This window comes from Oricola indica (assembly GCF_019966595.1).
Classification (GTDB): domain Bacteria; phylum Pseudomonadota; class Alphaproteobacteria; order Rhizobiales; family Rhizobiaceae; genus Oricola; species Oricola indica.
On the sequence record NZ_JAINFJ010000003.1, the window covers coordinates 341,537 to 356,285 of the forward strand.

The following is a 14,749-nucleotide window of genomic DNA, read 5'->3' on the forward strand; positions in this document are numbered from 1 at the left end:
CTGCAATGCAAAAAACACCCGAAAACGCGAATTCCGCCGCACCCGAGACGCAGAATCCCGCCCTAGCAGGTTTCCGGAAATCGCGACACAGCCTCGCCGAGGACGTATTCGCGATCGCCATCGGCACAGCGCTCGTTTCTTTCGGTGTCTTTCTCTATCAGCAGTCGTCGCTGGTGCTTGGCGGGCTCGCCGGTGTCTCGCTCATCCTGGACTATCTCACACCGTTCGGCTTCGGCGTCATCTTCTTCGCGATCAATCTGCCGTTCTGTCTCTTCGGCGTCGGGCGGCTCGGATGGGGCTACATCATCCGCACCTTCGCCGCCGTCACCGCCATGTCGTTGATGGTGCGGTTTCTCCCCCAGGGTATCGATATCTCCGGCGTTCATCCGCTGGTCGCATCGACGATGGGCGGCGCGATGATCGGGCTGGGGCTGCTCGCCCTGTTCCGGCACGGCGCGGGGCTCGGCGGCGTCAATATCCTCGTCGCCTTCCTGCAGGAAAGGTTCAATCTGCGGGCCGGCTATGTGCAACTCGGCATCGACCTGGCGATCCTCGCTGCAGGCAGCCTTGTCGTATCGCCGGTGCAATTGCTCTGGTCGATCGCCGGAGCGGTCATTTTCAACATGATCCTCGGCGTCAACCACAAGCCGGGCCGCTACATGGCCTTCAGTTAGGCCTGCCCTGCCTCTCAGTCCCCACGGCCTCGATCCCTCCGTGAAGTCATGCCGCGGGATCCAGAGACATTCAACATCGCGGCCGGGCATTCCGATGCGTCCAGGCGACTCTCGCGCGCCTCGGGGGCCGCCGAAACAACGTGACTGGTCAGCCGTAATTAAATAAAAAGCAGATCTGTTTTCGGTTGCGCAATTAACAGCTGCGCTCTATCGTAATTTTTTTCTACCCAAGAAAATATTTTTGGATAAATACTAGGCGGTTCACCTCTTCTTCCGCCTTTTTAATTTTATCGATTCTTCTTTTTTGTCTCCATGATTTCACGTGCTTTCTTCTAAAAGACGTACTCTAACTCATTCAGGACAAAATCATGAACATTATTTGGGCCTTAGACTCCTCGGCAGATGCCCTGTTCAGGAGATGCGACCGAGTTGAGTCCGGGGTGAGCGCACCATCCGCGCTGCGAGATGTCGGAGATTTCGAGGCGCGTTTCCGACGCATGCGTTTCGCGGCGGGCGCGATAGCGGCTCTGGTTCCGTTTTCGGCGTTCAACGTCCCCGGCGCGCAAGCGCAGGATCTGGACAGTTTCGCGATCCTTGCCGGCTCGGGGATCACGAATACCGGTGCGACAACCATTTACGGAAACATCGGCTCCAGTCCGACCGGCAGCTACACCGGATCCGGAAGCGTGACGCAGACGGGCTCCGTATATCTGGCAAACGCCGTCGCCGCGCTGGCGCAAAACGAACTGACCACACTCTACAACTATCTCGAGGGACAGCCGACCTCATTGGGTGGAGACCTCACCGGTCAGGAACTCGGCGGCATGACCCTGCTTCCAGGCGCATATAATTTCGACAGCTCGGCCGGCCTTTCGGCGGGCCAGACGCTGACGCTCGACGGCAATGGTGATCCAGATGCCACGTTCGTCATCAATATCGGGTCGACGCTCACCGCCGGAAGCGGATCGACGGTTCTGCTTCAAAACGGTGCGCAAGGCGGAAACGTGTTCTTCCGGGTCGGAAGCTCTGCAACACTGGATACATCAGCCAATTTCGTCGGGCAGATTGTTGCCTATACAAGCATCACGCTCAACACATCGGCGGACATACTGTGTGGCGCGGCCCTCGCCCGCAATGGAGCGGTTGCCCTGGATTCCAATACGATCGGGATCTGTGTCCTGACGTCGGGAACCTTCGTAGACTCGCTGGACGATATGGACGATTCGACGGAGACGAGCGGCAATGCCACGAGCGTTGCCGACGCGCTGGACGACTATGTCTCGAATGGCGGAATCCTTCCTCAAAGCTTCACCATTCTTGCCGCACTCATGACGCCCCAGGAACTCGCCGACGCTCTCGAGCAAATGGCCGGTGAAACAGCCACCGGCGTGGCCCCTACGGGCATGCAGGCCATGGATTCCTTTCTCGATGTCGCCCTCAACCACCGAAGCTTTCCAACAGCGCCCGCGACTCCGGCTGCACCGACGGGTCCGGCGACTGTAAGCGTTCTGGGCTACGTATCCCCTACCGACACTGCTTCGGACCAGCCGTTTCGTTCCATCGACGCCGACCGTCCGCCGCCAAGCTTGTCGACCTGGGCGGGCGGCTACGGCGGTTACCGCGAAGCCGGAGGCGACGCGGTGGCAGGTACACATGAGCGCACTTCGCGCGACTACGGGCTGGCGCTGGGCGTCGATTATCACTTCGACAACAACACGACGATCGGCATTGCCGTCGCAGCAGGCCGGTCGAGTTTCGAAATTGGAGAACTCGGCAGCGGGAACGCGGACACCTATCATGTGGCGCTTCACGCCCGTACCGAAACCGATGCCGTTTATCTCGTCGGCGCGGTTGCCTATGGCTACAGCGACGTTGACACCAACCGGACCGTCACGATCGCCGGAACAGACAGCTTTAACGCCAATTTCGCGGCAAATGACGTGGCCGGGCACATCGAGGCGGGTTACACGCTCGGCTGGATTACCCCCTATGCCGCGCTTCGCGCCCAAACCTTCCGAACGCCCGCCTATAGCGAAGTGACGGTTGCCGGCGTTTCGACCTACGCTCTCGACTACGAAGCGCGCACCGCGACCTCCATTCGCAGCGAACTGGGCGTCGGTGTGGAATGGTCCCCCGACACGACGCTGACGCTCAGCGCGCGGGCCGCATGGGTTCACGAATACGGATCGGACACGGACGTCGCCGCCCAGTTCCAATCGATCGCGGGAGCCGGCTTTGACGTCGCAGGTGCCGAGTCCGACACAGATTCCGTGCAGGTTTCCGCCGGAGCGGACGTGGGTCTGTACGAAGGCCTGTTTCTTGCCTCGTCGATTGGCGGCAGGTTCGGCGTCAATGCCCAGGCATATTCGGGCAATATCAAGCTCGGCTACAACTGGTAGGTTCCGCAGCGGGCGCCCATCACACGCGCCCGGGCTGACAGTCAGGAACAAGCGTTCAGAGCAATGCGCCGGATCGGGTGACCGATGGGCCGGACAACGAGGTTATGTCATGCGTACAGTCCGCCAAAGCATCGGCGCGCCGGCACTATCCGGCGTTCTCGGAATGGTGCTGAGTCTCGCTCTTCCGCCCCTCGCCGCAGCCGGCGTGCAGGTCGCCTTCGAGGACAATGTCAAATCGGGCACGATCGTTATCCGCACGCGAGAGCGTCGGCTTTATCTCGTGCTCGGCGGCGGTCGCGCCATTCGCTATGTGGTCGGCGTCGGGCGCAAAGGCTCGCAATGGGCGGGAAAGTCGGCCATCGAGGGCAAATTCATACGTCCCAACTGGGCTCCCCCGGAATCCATCCGCCGCGAGCACCCCAACCTGCCTAAACTGATCGCCAGCGGTTCTCCTTCCAATCCCATGGGTGCCGCAGCGATGACGCTTTCCGGCGGCTCCTATGCGATCCATGGCACCAACTCGCCGAAATCGATCGGCGGCTTCGTGTCACATGGATGCATCCGTATGTACAATGCGGATATCATGGATCTGCTCGACCGGGTCCGGGTTGGAACGCCGGTGCTCGTGACACGCTGAATGTGCGCATTCCGTGCGTGCGCGGGCCGGCTCGGTGCCATTGCTCTGGTCGATAGCCGGCCGGTGCGGTCATCTTCAACATGATCCTCGGCGTCAACCACAAGCCGGGGCGCTATATGGCCTTCAGTTAGGCCTGCCCTGCCCCATCAGTCCACGGGAAACTTTTCTCGGTAAGCGGCCAGGACTATCGGCGCGGTCAGGACTGTCAGGTTCTCGGGAAACTCCCTGCCCGTAAACTCCCGGCATTCGAGAGCGGCGGTACGGGTCTTTTCACCGGCAATACCGTCGACGGGCCCGGCGTTGCATCCGAGCGCATTCAGATGCGCCTGCAACTCGCGAATGACCTCCCTGTCGTCGGGGCCATAAAGGCTGACGCCGCTATCGATTTCGATATTGCGCATCATGAGCGTGATGCCCTCCGGCTGAATGTCGGTGAACTGCGACAGCTTTCCGAATTTCTTCCATTCCGGTCCAAAGCCCGCCATGACCGGACCCAGCGCAAAGAGGAATTTCTCCGGGTGTTTCTCCACGTTCGGTTCGCACTGGTTGGTGATGTAGCAGTGCGGCGCCTGGTTTGTCGCCAGCCCCTCCGCCAGGTGGATCGTTTTGCCGTTGCAGGCGACGCGTATCCAGCCCCGGTCGTCATCCGCCCAGCGGATCTTCATCGAGAAACTGTTCCATTCGCCGAAACGGTCGGGTCCGAAGCATGTTTGGTCGAGGAAATAGGCTCCGCGCAGGCTGTCCAGCTTCAGCATGTAGATGAAGTTGTGCAGCAACGGCCCCTCCCAGGAGGCGATGCGCAGACGGCTGTCATGGTTTTGCAGCGGCCATGTCTGGCCGACGCCGAGGAACCCCCATGCGTGCGGGTTTTCGTAGCCGCGATAGCGGAATTCCTTCTCGACGAAGATATCGAAACGATACTCGACCGTGTCGCCAAGCCGTTCGGAAAAGCCACGCGATAGGATCGAACGCACATTGCCATTGTGGCAATCGGTCTCGCCGCGCCCGTCGCCATAGGGCACGTCGCTGCATTTCCTGTCGAAGATACGAAAGGTGGTGACGCCGTCTTCCGTCACCGGATCGACCGGATTGAACTTGTGGTCCTGCAACCCCGCCGGGTGCGGATCCGCGACCGTACCGACGCAAACCGCCAGCAACGAGAAAATCACCGGCACGATCCGGTAGAGGACCGACTTCATTCCCATCGCAACATTGCTCCGCACGCTTCCGGTGCGTCGCAAACTAAGGCGCTTTCCCGTGGGAGATCAACGCCTTCTGCGGCAGAGTCATTCACGTTTTTCCCGATACCATGAACGAGGCGGCGCGGACCGCAGTCCATCCCCATGAGCCTGCGGCCCGCCCCGTCCCGATGCACTGTCCGGGAACGTCGCCGCAACCTGCGGCGATGGCATCAGTATCCGCTCAGTGGCAGGTCATCCACTCGCGCGCTTCGCGCAAGGCGGCCGCGAGGTCCGGCTTCGACATCGTTTCCGCGATTTCCGCGCGCAAAGCGGCGGCGCGGGCGCAGCCCTTGATCGCGGCGATATTGAACCACTTGTGTGCAGCGATCATGTCGACCTCGCATTCGCGGCCGGTCGCATACATGAGACCCATTTCAAAAAGAATGTCGGCATTGTTGGCGGCGCCAAGAGCCGCCATGTCTGCATTTTCCATTTCGATGCGTGCCATTGTCTTTGTCCCCGTTCATTCCTGTTTCAACTCCCGAGACCGCTTTTTTCGTTTGATGTCGCGGGTCGGTGCGATAGGCCCAAGAATGACGCTGCCGGCTGAATCGCTCGCTAAAAAGCGTGCTTAATTTCGGGCAAACAAAGTTCAAACTCTTCGTAAACTTGACTCTACGTTAACGCACTAACCTGCTGTTTTTATTTGTTTTAGAGGAAATATTATCGGCAATTTCCACCTGCGCGCTAAAGGCTTTGTTCACCGTGAAGGACGAAGCGCCAGGCGAATCTACACTAGCCGGCCGGTGGAACGCGTGGGCGCCAACGGCAAAAACCGCGCCTTGAATTCGGAATTACTTTTACGTAATGGTAAGCGACTTTGGCGCGGCATCGGGCCGGCCAGGTTTTCGGGAGGAAACAATGATCCGACAAATCTTTCTTGCCGGCGCCATCGCCGGGCTAATCGCCACGCCGGCACTTTCCGCTGAGGCCATCGAGGGAACGTGGCTGCGCCCGAGCACAGGAACGCTGGTGAAGTTCGCGCCTTGCGGCAGCGCCTATTGCGGCACCGTGCTCAACGGAAGTTACAAGGGCAAGTCGATCGGTAAGCTGTCCGGTTCAGGTGGCAACTACAAGGGCAAGATCACCGATCTGGCCGCCGGGAAAACCTATACCGGCAAGGCGAAGGTGAGCGGCAACACGATGGACCTGAAGGGCTGCGTCCTCGCCTTCTGCAGAGGCGAAAAGTGGAACCGTAAGTAACCCGAAACTCGACCGATTTGCGCAGGGCGGCCTTCCAGTCGGAACGCCGCCTTTTTCTTTGCCATGTGTCATTAGTCCAGGACAGCCTTCCACAGGTTGGCCGGGCAACGAAGTGTCAATCATCTTGAACCGCACATGAACGACGCCGTCAGCGACCATTCAGCGTCGTGAGGCGATCATCTCCCGAAATCATCATTCGGGGGGCCGATCCATGCTTATGCGCCGATTTACCGTCATATGTTTCCTGGCCGCGTTCGCGGGCGGAGGGCTGGCGATGCTGATACAGGAAACCGGACGCTCTCCCTATAGCTGGCGCGCGGAAACGGCACGCGTCTGTCCGCTGGGTTTCACACCGGATTGCCTGCGCCTGATCAATTGAAGTCTCTGGCGACGGTCTCGCAGATGAATGCACGCTGAACGGCTGTCTCAGCACAGGTTCAGCGGTGATCGTTCATAGTCGCGTCAACGATTGAAGGGACACGACCATGACCACCAGACGCAACCGCTACCAGGCACTCCGAATCGCCGCCCGCGCCGGTATTCTTGCGCTCGCGCTGATCGGCCCGCTCGCCGGTTTCGCGGCCGCGCAGGACGACGGATTTCACCGCGGCAACTCGGGCGCCGGTTTCGTGCTTTACGTCTCGCTGATGCGCAACGCCTGACGCGCGGCGCTTTACGCTTTCGCGCGATCCGACTACCCTTGCAACAGGCTCCATGGGGGACATGGAGGGAGCGAGGCATCCTATGACAGAGAAAATCTGGTTCTACGCGATCAACGGCGAACAAAAGGGCCCGATCGACGGCGCCGAACTCGATCTCTTGACCGGCGTCTCGACCATCGGGCCGGATACGCTCGTGTGGCGCGATGGCATGACCGACTGGCAACCCGCCTCCGAGGTTCTGCCAGACATCCATATTCCGGAAGGCTGGCCGAAACGCGCGGCCCCTCCTCCGCCACCACCGCCTTCCGCGGCGCCGGCTCCAACGGACATGCCCGCATCCGAAGGCGCGCCATCCTACGAGGAATGGACGGCCACGGACCATCCGACCGAATTCATGGATTGCGTGAAGACCTGCTTCAACAAATACGCGCATTTCCGCGGACGCGCCCGGCGTCCGGAACTCTGGTACTTCGTCCTCTTCAACTTTCTTGTCAGTATCGGGCTGAACATCGTCGATGGGATGATCTTCGGCTTTGGCAGCGACGTTTCGCTGTTCGGCGGTCTCTATTCACTTGCCGTGCTGGTGCCGTCTCTCGCCGTCGGCGCGCGCCGCCTGCACGATATCGGCCGGTCAGGCTGGTGGCTGTTGGTCGCCCTCATACCGCTCATCGGCTGGATCATCCTGATCATCTGGTATGCCAGCCGCGGCGATGACCGAGACAATGAATATGGACCGGCCTGAGCGGCAGGGCGTCGAAACGCATTCGATCGACAATCGCCATTTTCCTGTAGTGATTTCGCCTTTATAAGGCGACATGACCATACAGACTCTTGAAACACTTCCGCAAAATCCCGTCTCGAGCGCTGGCTGCGACATGCCGCCCGCCCAGGAGACGCAATCCTTCACCAACGCAAAAGATGCCGTTGCGGCGCTGCAGGCGCTTTACGAGCGCAACACGGCCTTTCTGCGCGCCCGCTTCGAGGCGGTCACGCGCGGCGAGGAACAATCCGCCCGCGTTCGCGCCTTCTATCCGATGCTCGAATTCGAGACCGATAGCTATTCCAACGTCGATTCGCGTCTCGCCTACGGCCATGTCGTCGCGCCGGGGCGCTATATCGGCACGATCACCCGACCGGATCTCTTCGACAACTATCTCGAGACGCAAATCGCCCTGATCATGCGCAATCACAACGTGCCGGTGAAAGTCGGTGAATCGGATACGCCGATCCCGCTGCACTTCGCCTTCCTCGAAGGCACTTATGTCGAACAGGGCGACGCCAACGCCTCCAAGCCGTTGCGCGACACGTTCGACGTGCCGGACCTGAACACGACGAATGACGAGATCGTCAACGGCGATTTCGAACCGCAGCCGGGCCACCCATTACCGCTCGCGCCGTTCACCGCGCAACGCGTCGACTACTCCCTGCACCGCCTTTCGCACTACACAGCGACCAGCCCGTCACATTTCCAGAACTTCGTCCTGTTCACCAACTACCAGTTCTACATGGACGAGTTCTGCCAGTATGCGCGCGATATCATCGCCAAGGGCGAAGGCGGCTACACGGCGTTCGTGGAGCCCGGCAATCTCGTCACGCAAGCGGGCGATAAAGAGCCCGTTTCCGGTGTCAATCCGGCACGCATGCCGCAAATGCCGGCCTATCATCTGAAGAAGGCCGACAATTCCGGCATCACCATGGTCAATATCGGCGTCGGCCCCTCCAACGCCAAGACCATTACCGACCATATCGCCGTTCTGCGCCCGCATGCATGGCTCATGCTCGGCCACTGCGCCGGATTGCGCAATTCCCAGGCGCTCGGCGACTATGTTCTGGCGCATGCCTATGTCCGCGAGGACAATGTGCTGAACGAGGACATCCCGCTTTCCGTCCCTGTCCCACCGCTTGCAGAGGTGCAGGTGGCGCTGGAGCAGGCTGTTGAGGAAGTGACTGGATATACCGGCTACGAACTGAAGAGGATCATGCGCACGGGAACGGTCGCGACGATCGACAATCGCAACTGGGAACTGCGTGACCAGCGCGGTCCGGTCCGCCGCCTGTCGCAGTCGCGGGCCATCGCGCTCGACATGGAGTCGGCGACCATCGCGGCCAACGGCTTCCGCTTCCGGGTCCCCTACGGCACGCTGCTATGCGTTTCGGACAAGCCGCTGCACGGGGAACTGAAACTGCCGGGCATGGCGACGGATTTCTACAAGCGCCAGGTTGCCCAGCACCTGATCATCGGCATCCGCGCGATGGAAAAGCTCGCCCAGATGCCGCCTGAGAGGCTGCATTCACGCAAGCTCAGGAGCTTCAACGAGACGGCCTTCCAGTAAGCCGGAAATGCGAGAGTGTCGGGCTCTATTTGAGCCCGGCCAACCGCGCGATCTTGCTGGCGCCGCGGTCGATCAGGTTCAGCAAATAACGCGGCGGACGCCGGTTGAACGCAATCTTGCGAATATAGCGAGGAACCTCCCAAACCGCCGATGTCCCGGCGGGGAAGAAAATGCTGACGCCGGGCTCGGCGCGAAAGACGTTCCCCTCATCATCCGTGATGATGGCTTCTCCTTCGAGAAAGAGCACTGTCTCATCCCATCCGTAGTTCCAGCGGAACCGACCGGCAGTGCATGACCAGTGTGCGCTGTTGGCGCCGCCAAGCGTGCCCTGCGAGAGATATTCACAACGCGCCTTCGGCTCACCTTCCAGAATCCATTCCGGGCGGATCGGAGACGATTTCAGCGCTGCCTTGTCGAGCGTCGCAGCCTGAATGGCAGGCTTTCCCGCGCGGACTGGCGAAGCCAGTTTCAGCTTATTGGCCGGTGCGCTGACGAAGCCGCGAATTACTGTCGGCATGTTTCGATCCCCCAATCGATTTCCGTGAAATCTTACTGCACCGACCTCGCCTAATTCGGCGTCAAGAACATTGGTAAATTGCAATTTAACGACGGGATGACATGACATCGGCGAGGCTGCCGCCCGCAGCTCCGGACGGGGCGCCCTTCCCGCCGAGTCAATATGCTGCTTTAATGCCGTAAGGTAAGATCGGGGCAGTAACGATTTACGGGGTGCGAGGCCGCATGACGTTGACCATGCAGTTTCTCGGAAGCTTCAAGGCCGAGACCGGCGGCAAGCATCTCCATATCGCATCCAAACGTGGCCGCGCCCTGCTCGCGTCATTGGTGCTCGCACCGGAGATGAGGTTGTCGCGTCAGAGCCTGACGGCCCTTCTTTGGCCCGACAGGGACGAAGCGCAGGCGCGCGCCTCGCTGCGACAAGAGCTTTCGACGCTGAAGAAAGCGCTGGGCCCCACGGGCAGCGAAATACTTACATCCGATACCGACTCCGTTTCGATCGCGACCGGCGCTCAGGTCGATTGCGATCTGTGGACGATTCTGAAGGACGATGCCGCGCCGGAAAACGCGATGACGCTCTTTCGCGGCGAGCTGCTGGACGATGTCGACCTGCCGCTGGAGAATTTCGAGGAATGGCTCGCAAGCCAGCGCCGCGTCCTACGCACCAGGCTAATCGAACTCGCGGAACGGCACCTGAAGGCAACTGTCGGCAGCGCGGACTGGCCAGCTTCCGAAGCCTGCGCAACTCGACTTCTCGAGATCGACCCATTCAACGAAACGGCGCTTGAGGCCCTGATGCGGGCCGCGGCGGCGAATGGCAGGCGCGCACAGGCGCTCTCCCTGTTCGAGGATTTCTCAGCCCGGCTGGACGACGACTTGCAAGCCAAGCCCGGCGCGGCTGTCGCCCGTCTGCGCTCGGAGATTGCCGGCGGAGACGCCCCCGGCCCGACTGCAGAAAATGCACCACCGGCGAGCCCGACCGCGTTTGCCGACAGACCGGCAGTGCTGGTGATCGCCGTCGACTGCCTTTCGACCAGCGAAGACGACCGGATGCTGGCCGACGGCCTGACCGAGGAAATCCGTACGACGCTCAGTTATTGGCGCTGGTTTCCGGTGATCGGACCTGAGAGCATCGGATGGAAAACCGCGCGAAACACGGATATCCGCGAAGCCGCGAGAACGGTCAGGGCTTCTTACGCGGTCACGGGAAGCCTGCGGCGACACGGTGACCGCGCGCGGATCACGGTCAGTCTGATCGACACGACCTCCGGCCAGTCGATATGGTCTCAGAATTTCGATGGCGATCTGGAAGATGTTTTTTCCTTCCAGGAAGATGTCTGCCGTTCGGTGGTCGCTCAGATCGAGCCGCAAATCGCCCATGCCGAGGCGGAGCGCGTCACCCGGACACCGCCGGCGGACCTTGCGGCATGGCATCTGGTCGCCAAGGCCGATGAAATCGACCGTCTCGGCGGGCCGGGATACGGGACGCCGGAAAGCAATGCCGCGCAGTTGCCGCTACTCCTGAAGGCCACGGAACTCGAGCCCGGCTATGCCCGGGCCTGGTCTCGAATTGCAAGATACCACTGGCGCAATTTCATCATGGGCTGGCGCAGCGATCGCGAAGCCTGTGCCGCAGAATCGGGAGAAGCCTCACAACGCGCCATCGCGCTCGACCCGGCCAACTGGGAGGCGCATGCCTTCCAGGCTCTCGTGCAAGTCTTTGCCTACAAGAACTACAAAGCCGGCGAGTATCATTGCCTCGAAGCGGTTCGCCTCAATCCGTCTGCTGCGCTCGCGCGCCAGGTAACCGGTTGTACGATGGAATGGCTCGGACGCCCGCGTATCGCTCTCGACAATCTGGAAATGATCTTCCGGCTCGATCCCGATCCGAGCGCCAAAGCCGCGATCTATGGCGACATGGCCACATGCTACATGCTGAACGGTGACACCGAGCAATCCGTCGAAGTCGCGAAGCGGCTGCTGGAAATCGGCGGCAGTTACTCACGCGGACTGCAGCGATGCGCCGCAACTTTCGGCCATGCCGGAGAAATGGAATTGGCCGCTGCGACTGTGGCGAAGTTGCGGGCAGCGCACCCTGACTTTAGCGAAGACTATGTGCGCTCGACCTACCCATTCAGCAGAACGGAGGACCTCGAATTCTTCATCGAGGGCCTCCGGAAGGCGGGCTGCTGGTCCTGAGAGATCAATCGGCGCTGCGAGGCGTGAACTGGCGCAGGAATGCGTCGTCCTGCTGGCGTTTCGTGATGCCCATGTCGCGCAATTGTTCCGCGGTCAGATCCTTGAACCGGAAGTAGCCGATGAAGGCTGCGTTGAGATCGCGAAGCCAGCGGAACGGCGACGGGATAATGGGCTGGATGCGGCCGTTTTCGGTCTTGGCGATTGAGGTATCGATGGTGGAAAGCGTGTTGGTCTGCATCGGTTCTCTCCTTGCTGGAACTGGACCCAGCTTCGTGCAGGACCGCAAATCCCGCGCAAAAACGAACCGGTACAGACGCCGCGCAAGCGCAAAAAACGCGTAAAAAAGCGATCAGGCTGCGGTAGCGGCGGGTCGGGCGCGCCACCACTGCGTCAACGGGCGCTCCAGATAGTGCCAGGACAGCGCCGCAGCGGCGACGCTTGCGATCGAGACGACGATTGCGAGGGGCAGCGGATCGAAATAGTCGTGCAGCGCCAGTTCCCAAGGCGACTGCCAGAGATAGATGCCGTAGGAGATCGTCCCGAGATAGACCATGGGTCGTGCGGACAATGTTCGCGAGATCGCGGATTGCTCCGCCAAGAGATGCAGGATCAGGACCGCCGTGGTGACCTCGACGATGGTCACGCCCAGGATCATCGCGACGGTCACCGAGGAATTGATGCTGAGTTGCACCGCGAGTGCGATGGCGCATCCGATGACAAGTGCCCTGCCCGGTCGCCAGTCGACGAAGGAGATCAACGCCCCAAGGACAAGGCCGGTGAGCCGGTCGTCGAACCGGAAATAGGTGCGGGTTGTATCTTCGAACATGAGCATGTCGGCGACACGCCAGCCCCACAAGGCCATGAATACCGCAGCCAATATCAGGACGGCCGCGCGATCGCGTTTTCCGGCAAGCCAGACGGCGACGAATGGCCAAAAGAGATAGAATTTCATCTCCACGGCGAGCGACCATGTGTGTCCGAAAGTCTTTTCCGCAAAGCCTGTCGCCGCAACGTAGTCCATCAAATAGGCGGCCGAGTACGCCGCGCCCCGGTACTCGGTATGCCCCAGGAAAATCTGCTGGACCGCCATAACGACCAGCAACATGGCAAAAAGCGCGGGCACCAACCGGACGATACGCTTTCCCAGAAAGCCCGCGAAATCGAAGGAACCGTTCGCGCGCTGTGCCTGCACGATGATGCTTGTGATCAGAAAACCGCTCAGGACGAAAAAGACATCCACCCCGTAAGACCCGCCCCACGCCATGGGCAGCTTGCAGTGGTACGCGATGACCGCGAAGGCGGCCACGGCACGCAGACCGTCAAGTGCAGGGTTGTATTTCAAAGGCGTTTTCCGGTTGCAGCTTGCGGACCTGCTGGTATCGGCGGCAGGAGAGACCCGCCCGGCGGAACCTCGCACAAACCGGTAAACATCTCGCTACAATCGCAGATTGTATTTTCGCGACACCGAAAGGGCGGTGTATTCCGGACGCTTCAAATTGCGCAAACCACGTTCTAGGGTGGCGCAAATCAATCGCCGGACACAGTCATGCCTTTCCTGCCCCGCGCCGTCTATCCGCTCATGATCGGTTCAGCCCTGCTGATGTTCGCGGGCGGCGTGAACGGTCTGATCCTGCCGTTGCGCGGCAGCCAGGAGGGGTTTTCCTCCTTTGCGCTCGGCCTGCTCGGTACGGGATGGGCGATGGGCTACATCCTGGGCTGCCTCGTCATGCCGCGAACCGTTGCCCGCGTCGGTCATATCCGTGCATTCGGCGCCATGACGGCACTCGCCGTGGTCTCGGTGCTGGCCTCGCTGCTCGTAATACAATCCTGGGCCTGGGTTCCCTTGCGCGGGGTCGCCGGATTCGCCTTCGCCGGTGCGGCGATGATCGTGGAAAGCTGGCTGAACGAGCGCGCCGAATCCGCCTCGCGCGGCAGGGTTTTCGGGCTTTACACGATGGTCAATCTCGCCGCGACGACGCTTGGCCAGCTTTCCCTGACGCTCGGACCGACATCGACCCATCTGTTCTTCGTGCTCGCCGCCATTTTCTATGCGCTCGCGCTGCTTCCAAGTGGGCTTTATGCCAGCCATCAGCCCAATCCGCTGGTCGGTGCATCGCTCGATCTGCCGACGCTCTGGCGCAACTCGCCCGTTGCCGTCGTCTCGGTCATCCTTGTCGGCGTTTCCAATTCGGCTTTCGGGACACTCGGCGCCGTCTATGCCGACCGGATCGATCTCGATATCGCGACGATCGCCTTCTTCATGAGCCTCGCGATCCTCGCCGGCGCGGGCGCCCAGATTCCGATCGGCTACCTCTCCGACCGGATGGACCGCCGTCTCGTTCTCGTCGCGATTGCCGGCGTCGCATTTCTGGTCGACCTGTTCCTGATCGTCGTCCAGCCCTCCAGCGTGCCGATGGCGCTCGCCGCTTCGGCCGTGTTCGGCGCATGTATCTTCTCCATGTATCCGGTCATCGTCGCGCATGCGAACGACCACGCTCCGGAGAATTATTTCCTGCGTACGTCCGGCGGCCTGCTGCTGCTGTTCGGCGTCGGTTCGATCGCGGGTCCGCTGCTCGCCGGCGTGATCATGTCGGCAGCCGGCCCGTCGGGATTGTTCATCACGACGGCCCTGACCCATGTCACGCTGATTGGCTATGCGCTCTGGCGTATCCGCCAACGCGCTGCACCGACCCAGGAGAACAAGACCGACTTCGTGCCGGTGACATCGGCGCGTTATTCGACGATGGAAACGGCTTCACTCGACCCTCGCGCCGAAGAAGAGGAGATAGAAGAGCAGCGTGTGGAGACGCCCACGGAAGACGAGAATGGCTAGTCGTGCGAACAAACGTTCGCGCTGCCCGGAAACCACGGGTCGGAGCTTGCGT

At 60.9% G+C, this 14,749-nt stretch carries 14 protein-coding genes; 9 read left to right on the top strand and 5 right to left on the bottom strand.

Features of this window, described 5'->3' with window-relative positions:
- Window positions 1-5 precede the first annotated feature (5 nt).
- The 3 genes from LC343_RS10430 (at window position 6) to LC343_RS10440 (ending at window position 3,710) form a co-directional block, all read left to right on the top strand.
- Window positions 6-674, top strand: coding sequence for a YitT family protein (locus tag LC343_RS10430; protein WP_223477053.1), 669 nt, complete (start codon window positions 6-8; stop codon window positions 672-674).
- A 440-nt stretch (window positions 675-1,114) separates the two neighbouring features.
- Window positions 1,115-3,073 carry an ice-binding family protein gene (locus LC343_RS10435; protein ID WP_223477054.1) on the top strand — a complete coding sequence of 653 codons (1,959 nt, stop codon included), beginning with the start codon at window positions 1,115-1,117 and terminating at the stop codon, window positions 3,071-3,073.
- 109 nt (window positions 3,074-3,182) lie between these two features.
- Window positions 3,183-3,710, top strand: coding sequence for a L,D-transpeptidase (locus LC343_RS10440; RefSeq protein WP_223477055.1), 528 nt, complete (start codon window positions 3,183-3,185; stop codon window positions 3,708-3,710).
- 146 nt (window positions 3,711-3,856) lie between these two features.
- Here LC343_RS10440 and LC343_RS10445 read toward each other — a convergent pair whose 3' ends face one another.
- Window positions 3,857-4,915 carry a peptidoglycan-binding protein gene (locus LC343_RS10445; protein ID WP_223477056.1) on the bottom strand — a complete coding sequence of 353 codons (1,059 nt, stop codon included), beginning with the start codon at window positions 4,913-4,915 and terminating at the stop codon, window positions 3,857-3,859.
- 217 nt (window positions 4,916-5,132) lie between these two features.
- Complete coding sequence (locus LC343_RS10450) at window positions 5,133-5,399, bottom strand: sel1 repeat family protein (RefSeq protein WP_223477057.1); 267 nt, start codon at window positions 5,397-5,399, stop codon at window positions 5,133-5,135.
- A 413-nt stretch (window positions 5,400-5,812) separates the two neighbouring features.
- Here LC343_RS10450 and LC343_RS10455 point away from each other — a divergent pair, with 413 nt between their 5' ends.
- The 4 genes from LC343_RS10455 to LC343_RS10475 all read left to right on the top strand — a co-directional run bounded on the left by LC343_RS10455 (window position 5,813) and on the right by LC343_RS10475 (window position 9,149).
- A complete protein-coding gene (locus tag LC343_RS10455; protein WP_223477058.1) occupies window positions 5,813-6,154 on the top strand; it encodes a DUF2147 domain-containing protein in 342 nt (113 codons plus the stop codon).
- A gap of 485 nt (window positions 6,155-6,639) precedes the next feature.
- Window positions 6,640-6,816 (top strand): hypothetical protein, encoded by a 177-nt coding sequence (locus tag LC343_RS10460; protein ID WP_223477059.1) that lies wholly within the window; start codon window positions 6,640-6,642, stop codon window positions 6,814-6,816.
- A gap of 82 nt (window positions 6,817-6,898) precedes the next feature.
- Complete coding sequence (locus LC343_RS25255; protein WP_338018583.1) at window positions 6,899-7,558, top strand: DUF805 domain-containing protein; 660 nt, start codon at window positions 6,899-6,901, stop codon at window positions 7,556-7,558.
- A 133-nt stretch (window positions 7,559-7,691) separates the two neighbouring features.
- Window positions 7,692-9,149, top strand: coding sequence for an AMP nucleosidase (locus LC343_RS10475; protein ID WP_223477284.1), 1,458 nt, complete (start codon window positions 7,692-7,694; stop codon window positions 9,147-9,149).
- 25 nt (window positions 9,150-9,174) lie between these two features.
- Here the strand turns inward: LC343_RS10475 and LC343_RS10480 are convergent, their stop codons facing one another.
- A complete protein-coding gene (locus tag LC343_RS10480) occupies window positions 9,175-9,774 on the bottom strand; it encodes a cupin domain-containing protein (RefSeq protein ID WP_223477060.1) in 600 nt (199 codons plus the stop codon).
- Between the two features lie 116 nt (window positions 9,775-9,890).
- On the opposite strand from LC343_RS10480, the gene LC343_RS10485 reads away from it, so the two are divergent.
- The gene (locus LC343_RS10485) at window positions 9,891-11,864 is read left to right on the top strand and encodes a BTAD domain-containing putative transcriptional regulator (protein WP_223477061.1); all 1,974 of its coding nucleotides are present in this window, start codon (window positions 9,891-9,893) and stop codon (window positions 11,862-11,864) included.
- A gap of 4 nt (window positions 11,865-11,868) precedes the next feature.
- On the opposite strand, the gene LC343_RS10490 is transcribed toward LC343_RS10485, so the two are convergent.
- Complete coding sequence (locus tag LC343_RS10490) at window positions 11,869-12,102, bottom strand: hypothetical protein (protein WP_223477062.1); 234 nt, start codon at window positions 12,100-12,102, stop codon at window positions 11,869-11,871.
- A 111-nt stretch (window positions 12,103-12,213) separates the two neighbouring features.
- Window positions 12,214-13,206: an acyltransferase family protein gene (locus LC343_RS10495; RefSeq protein ID WP_223477063.1), complete on the bottom strand. Its 993-nt coding sequence runs from the start codon at window positions 13,204-13,206 to the stop codon at window positions 12,214-12,216.
- A 204-nt stretch (window positions 13,207-13,410) separates the two neighbouring features.
- Here LC343_RS10495 and LC343_RS10500 point away from each other — a divergent pair, with 204 nt between their 5' ends.
- Window positions 13,411-14,697 carry an MFS transporter gene (locus LC343_RS10500; protein ID WP_223477064.1) on the top strand — a complete coding sequence of 429 codons (1,287 nt, stop codon included), beginning with the start codon at window positions 13,411-13,413 and terminating at the stop codon, window positions 14,695-14,697.
- The last annotated feature ends 52 nt before the right edge of the window (window positions 14,698-14,749 follow it).

Bases quoted from the DNA above. Each gene is read 5' to 3' on its own strand.
- LC343_RS10430 (WP_223477053.1), top strand. From the start codon at position 6: ATGCAAAAAACACCCGAAAACGCGAATTCCGCCGCACCCGAGACGCAG.
- LC343_RS10440 (WP_223477055.1), top strand. From the start codon at position 3,183: ATGCGTACAGTCCGCCAAAGCATCGGCGCGCCGGCACTATCCGGCGTT.
- LC343_RS10445 (WP_223477056.1), bottom strand. From the start codon at position 4,915: ATGGGAATGAAGTCGGTCCTCTACCGGATCGTGCCGGTGATTTTCTCG.
- LC343_RS10450 (WP_223477057.1), bottom strand. From the start codon at position 5,399: ATGGCACGCATCGAAATGGAAAATGCAGACATGGCGGCTCTTGGCGCC.
- LC343_RS10455 (WP_223477058.1), top strand. From the start codon at position 5,813: ATGATCCGACAAATCTTTCTTGCCGGCGCCATCGCCGGGCTAATCGCC.
- LC343_RS10460 (WP_223477059.1), top strand. From the start codon at position 6,640: ATGACCACCAGACGCAACCGCTACCAGGCACTCCGAATCGCCGCCCGC.
- LC343_RS25255 (WP_338018583.1), top strand. From the start codon at position 6,899: ATGACAGAGAAAATCTGGTTCTACGCGATCAACGGCGAACAAAAGGGC.
- LC343_RS10475 (WP_223477284.1), top strand. From the start codon at position 7,692: ATGCCGCCCGCCCAGGAGACGCAATCCTTCACCAACGCAAAAGATGCC.
- LC343_RS10480 (WP_223477060.1), bottom strand. From the start codon at position 9,774: ATGTCATGTCATCCCGTCGTTAAATTGCAATTTACCAATGTTCTTGAC.
- LC343_RS10485 (WP_223477061.1), top strand. From the start codon at position 9,891: ATGACGTTGACCATGCAGTTTCTCGGAAGCTTCAAGGCCGAGACCGGC.
- LC343_RS10490 (WP_223477062.1), bottom strand. From the start codon at position 12,102: ATGCAGACCAACACGCTTTCCACCATCGATACCTCAATCGCCAAGACC.
- LC343_RS10500 (WP_223477064.1), top strand. From the start codon at position 13,411: ATGCCTTTCCTGCCCCGCGCCGTCTATCCGCTCATGATCGGTTCAGCC.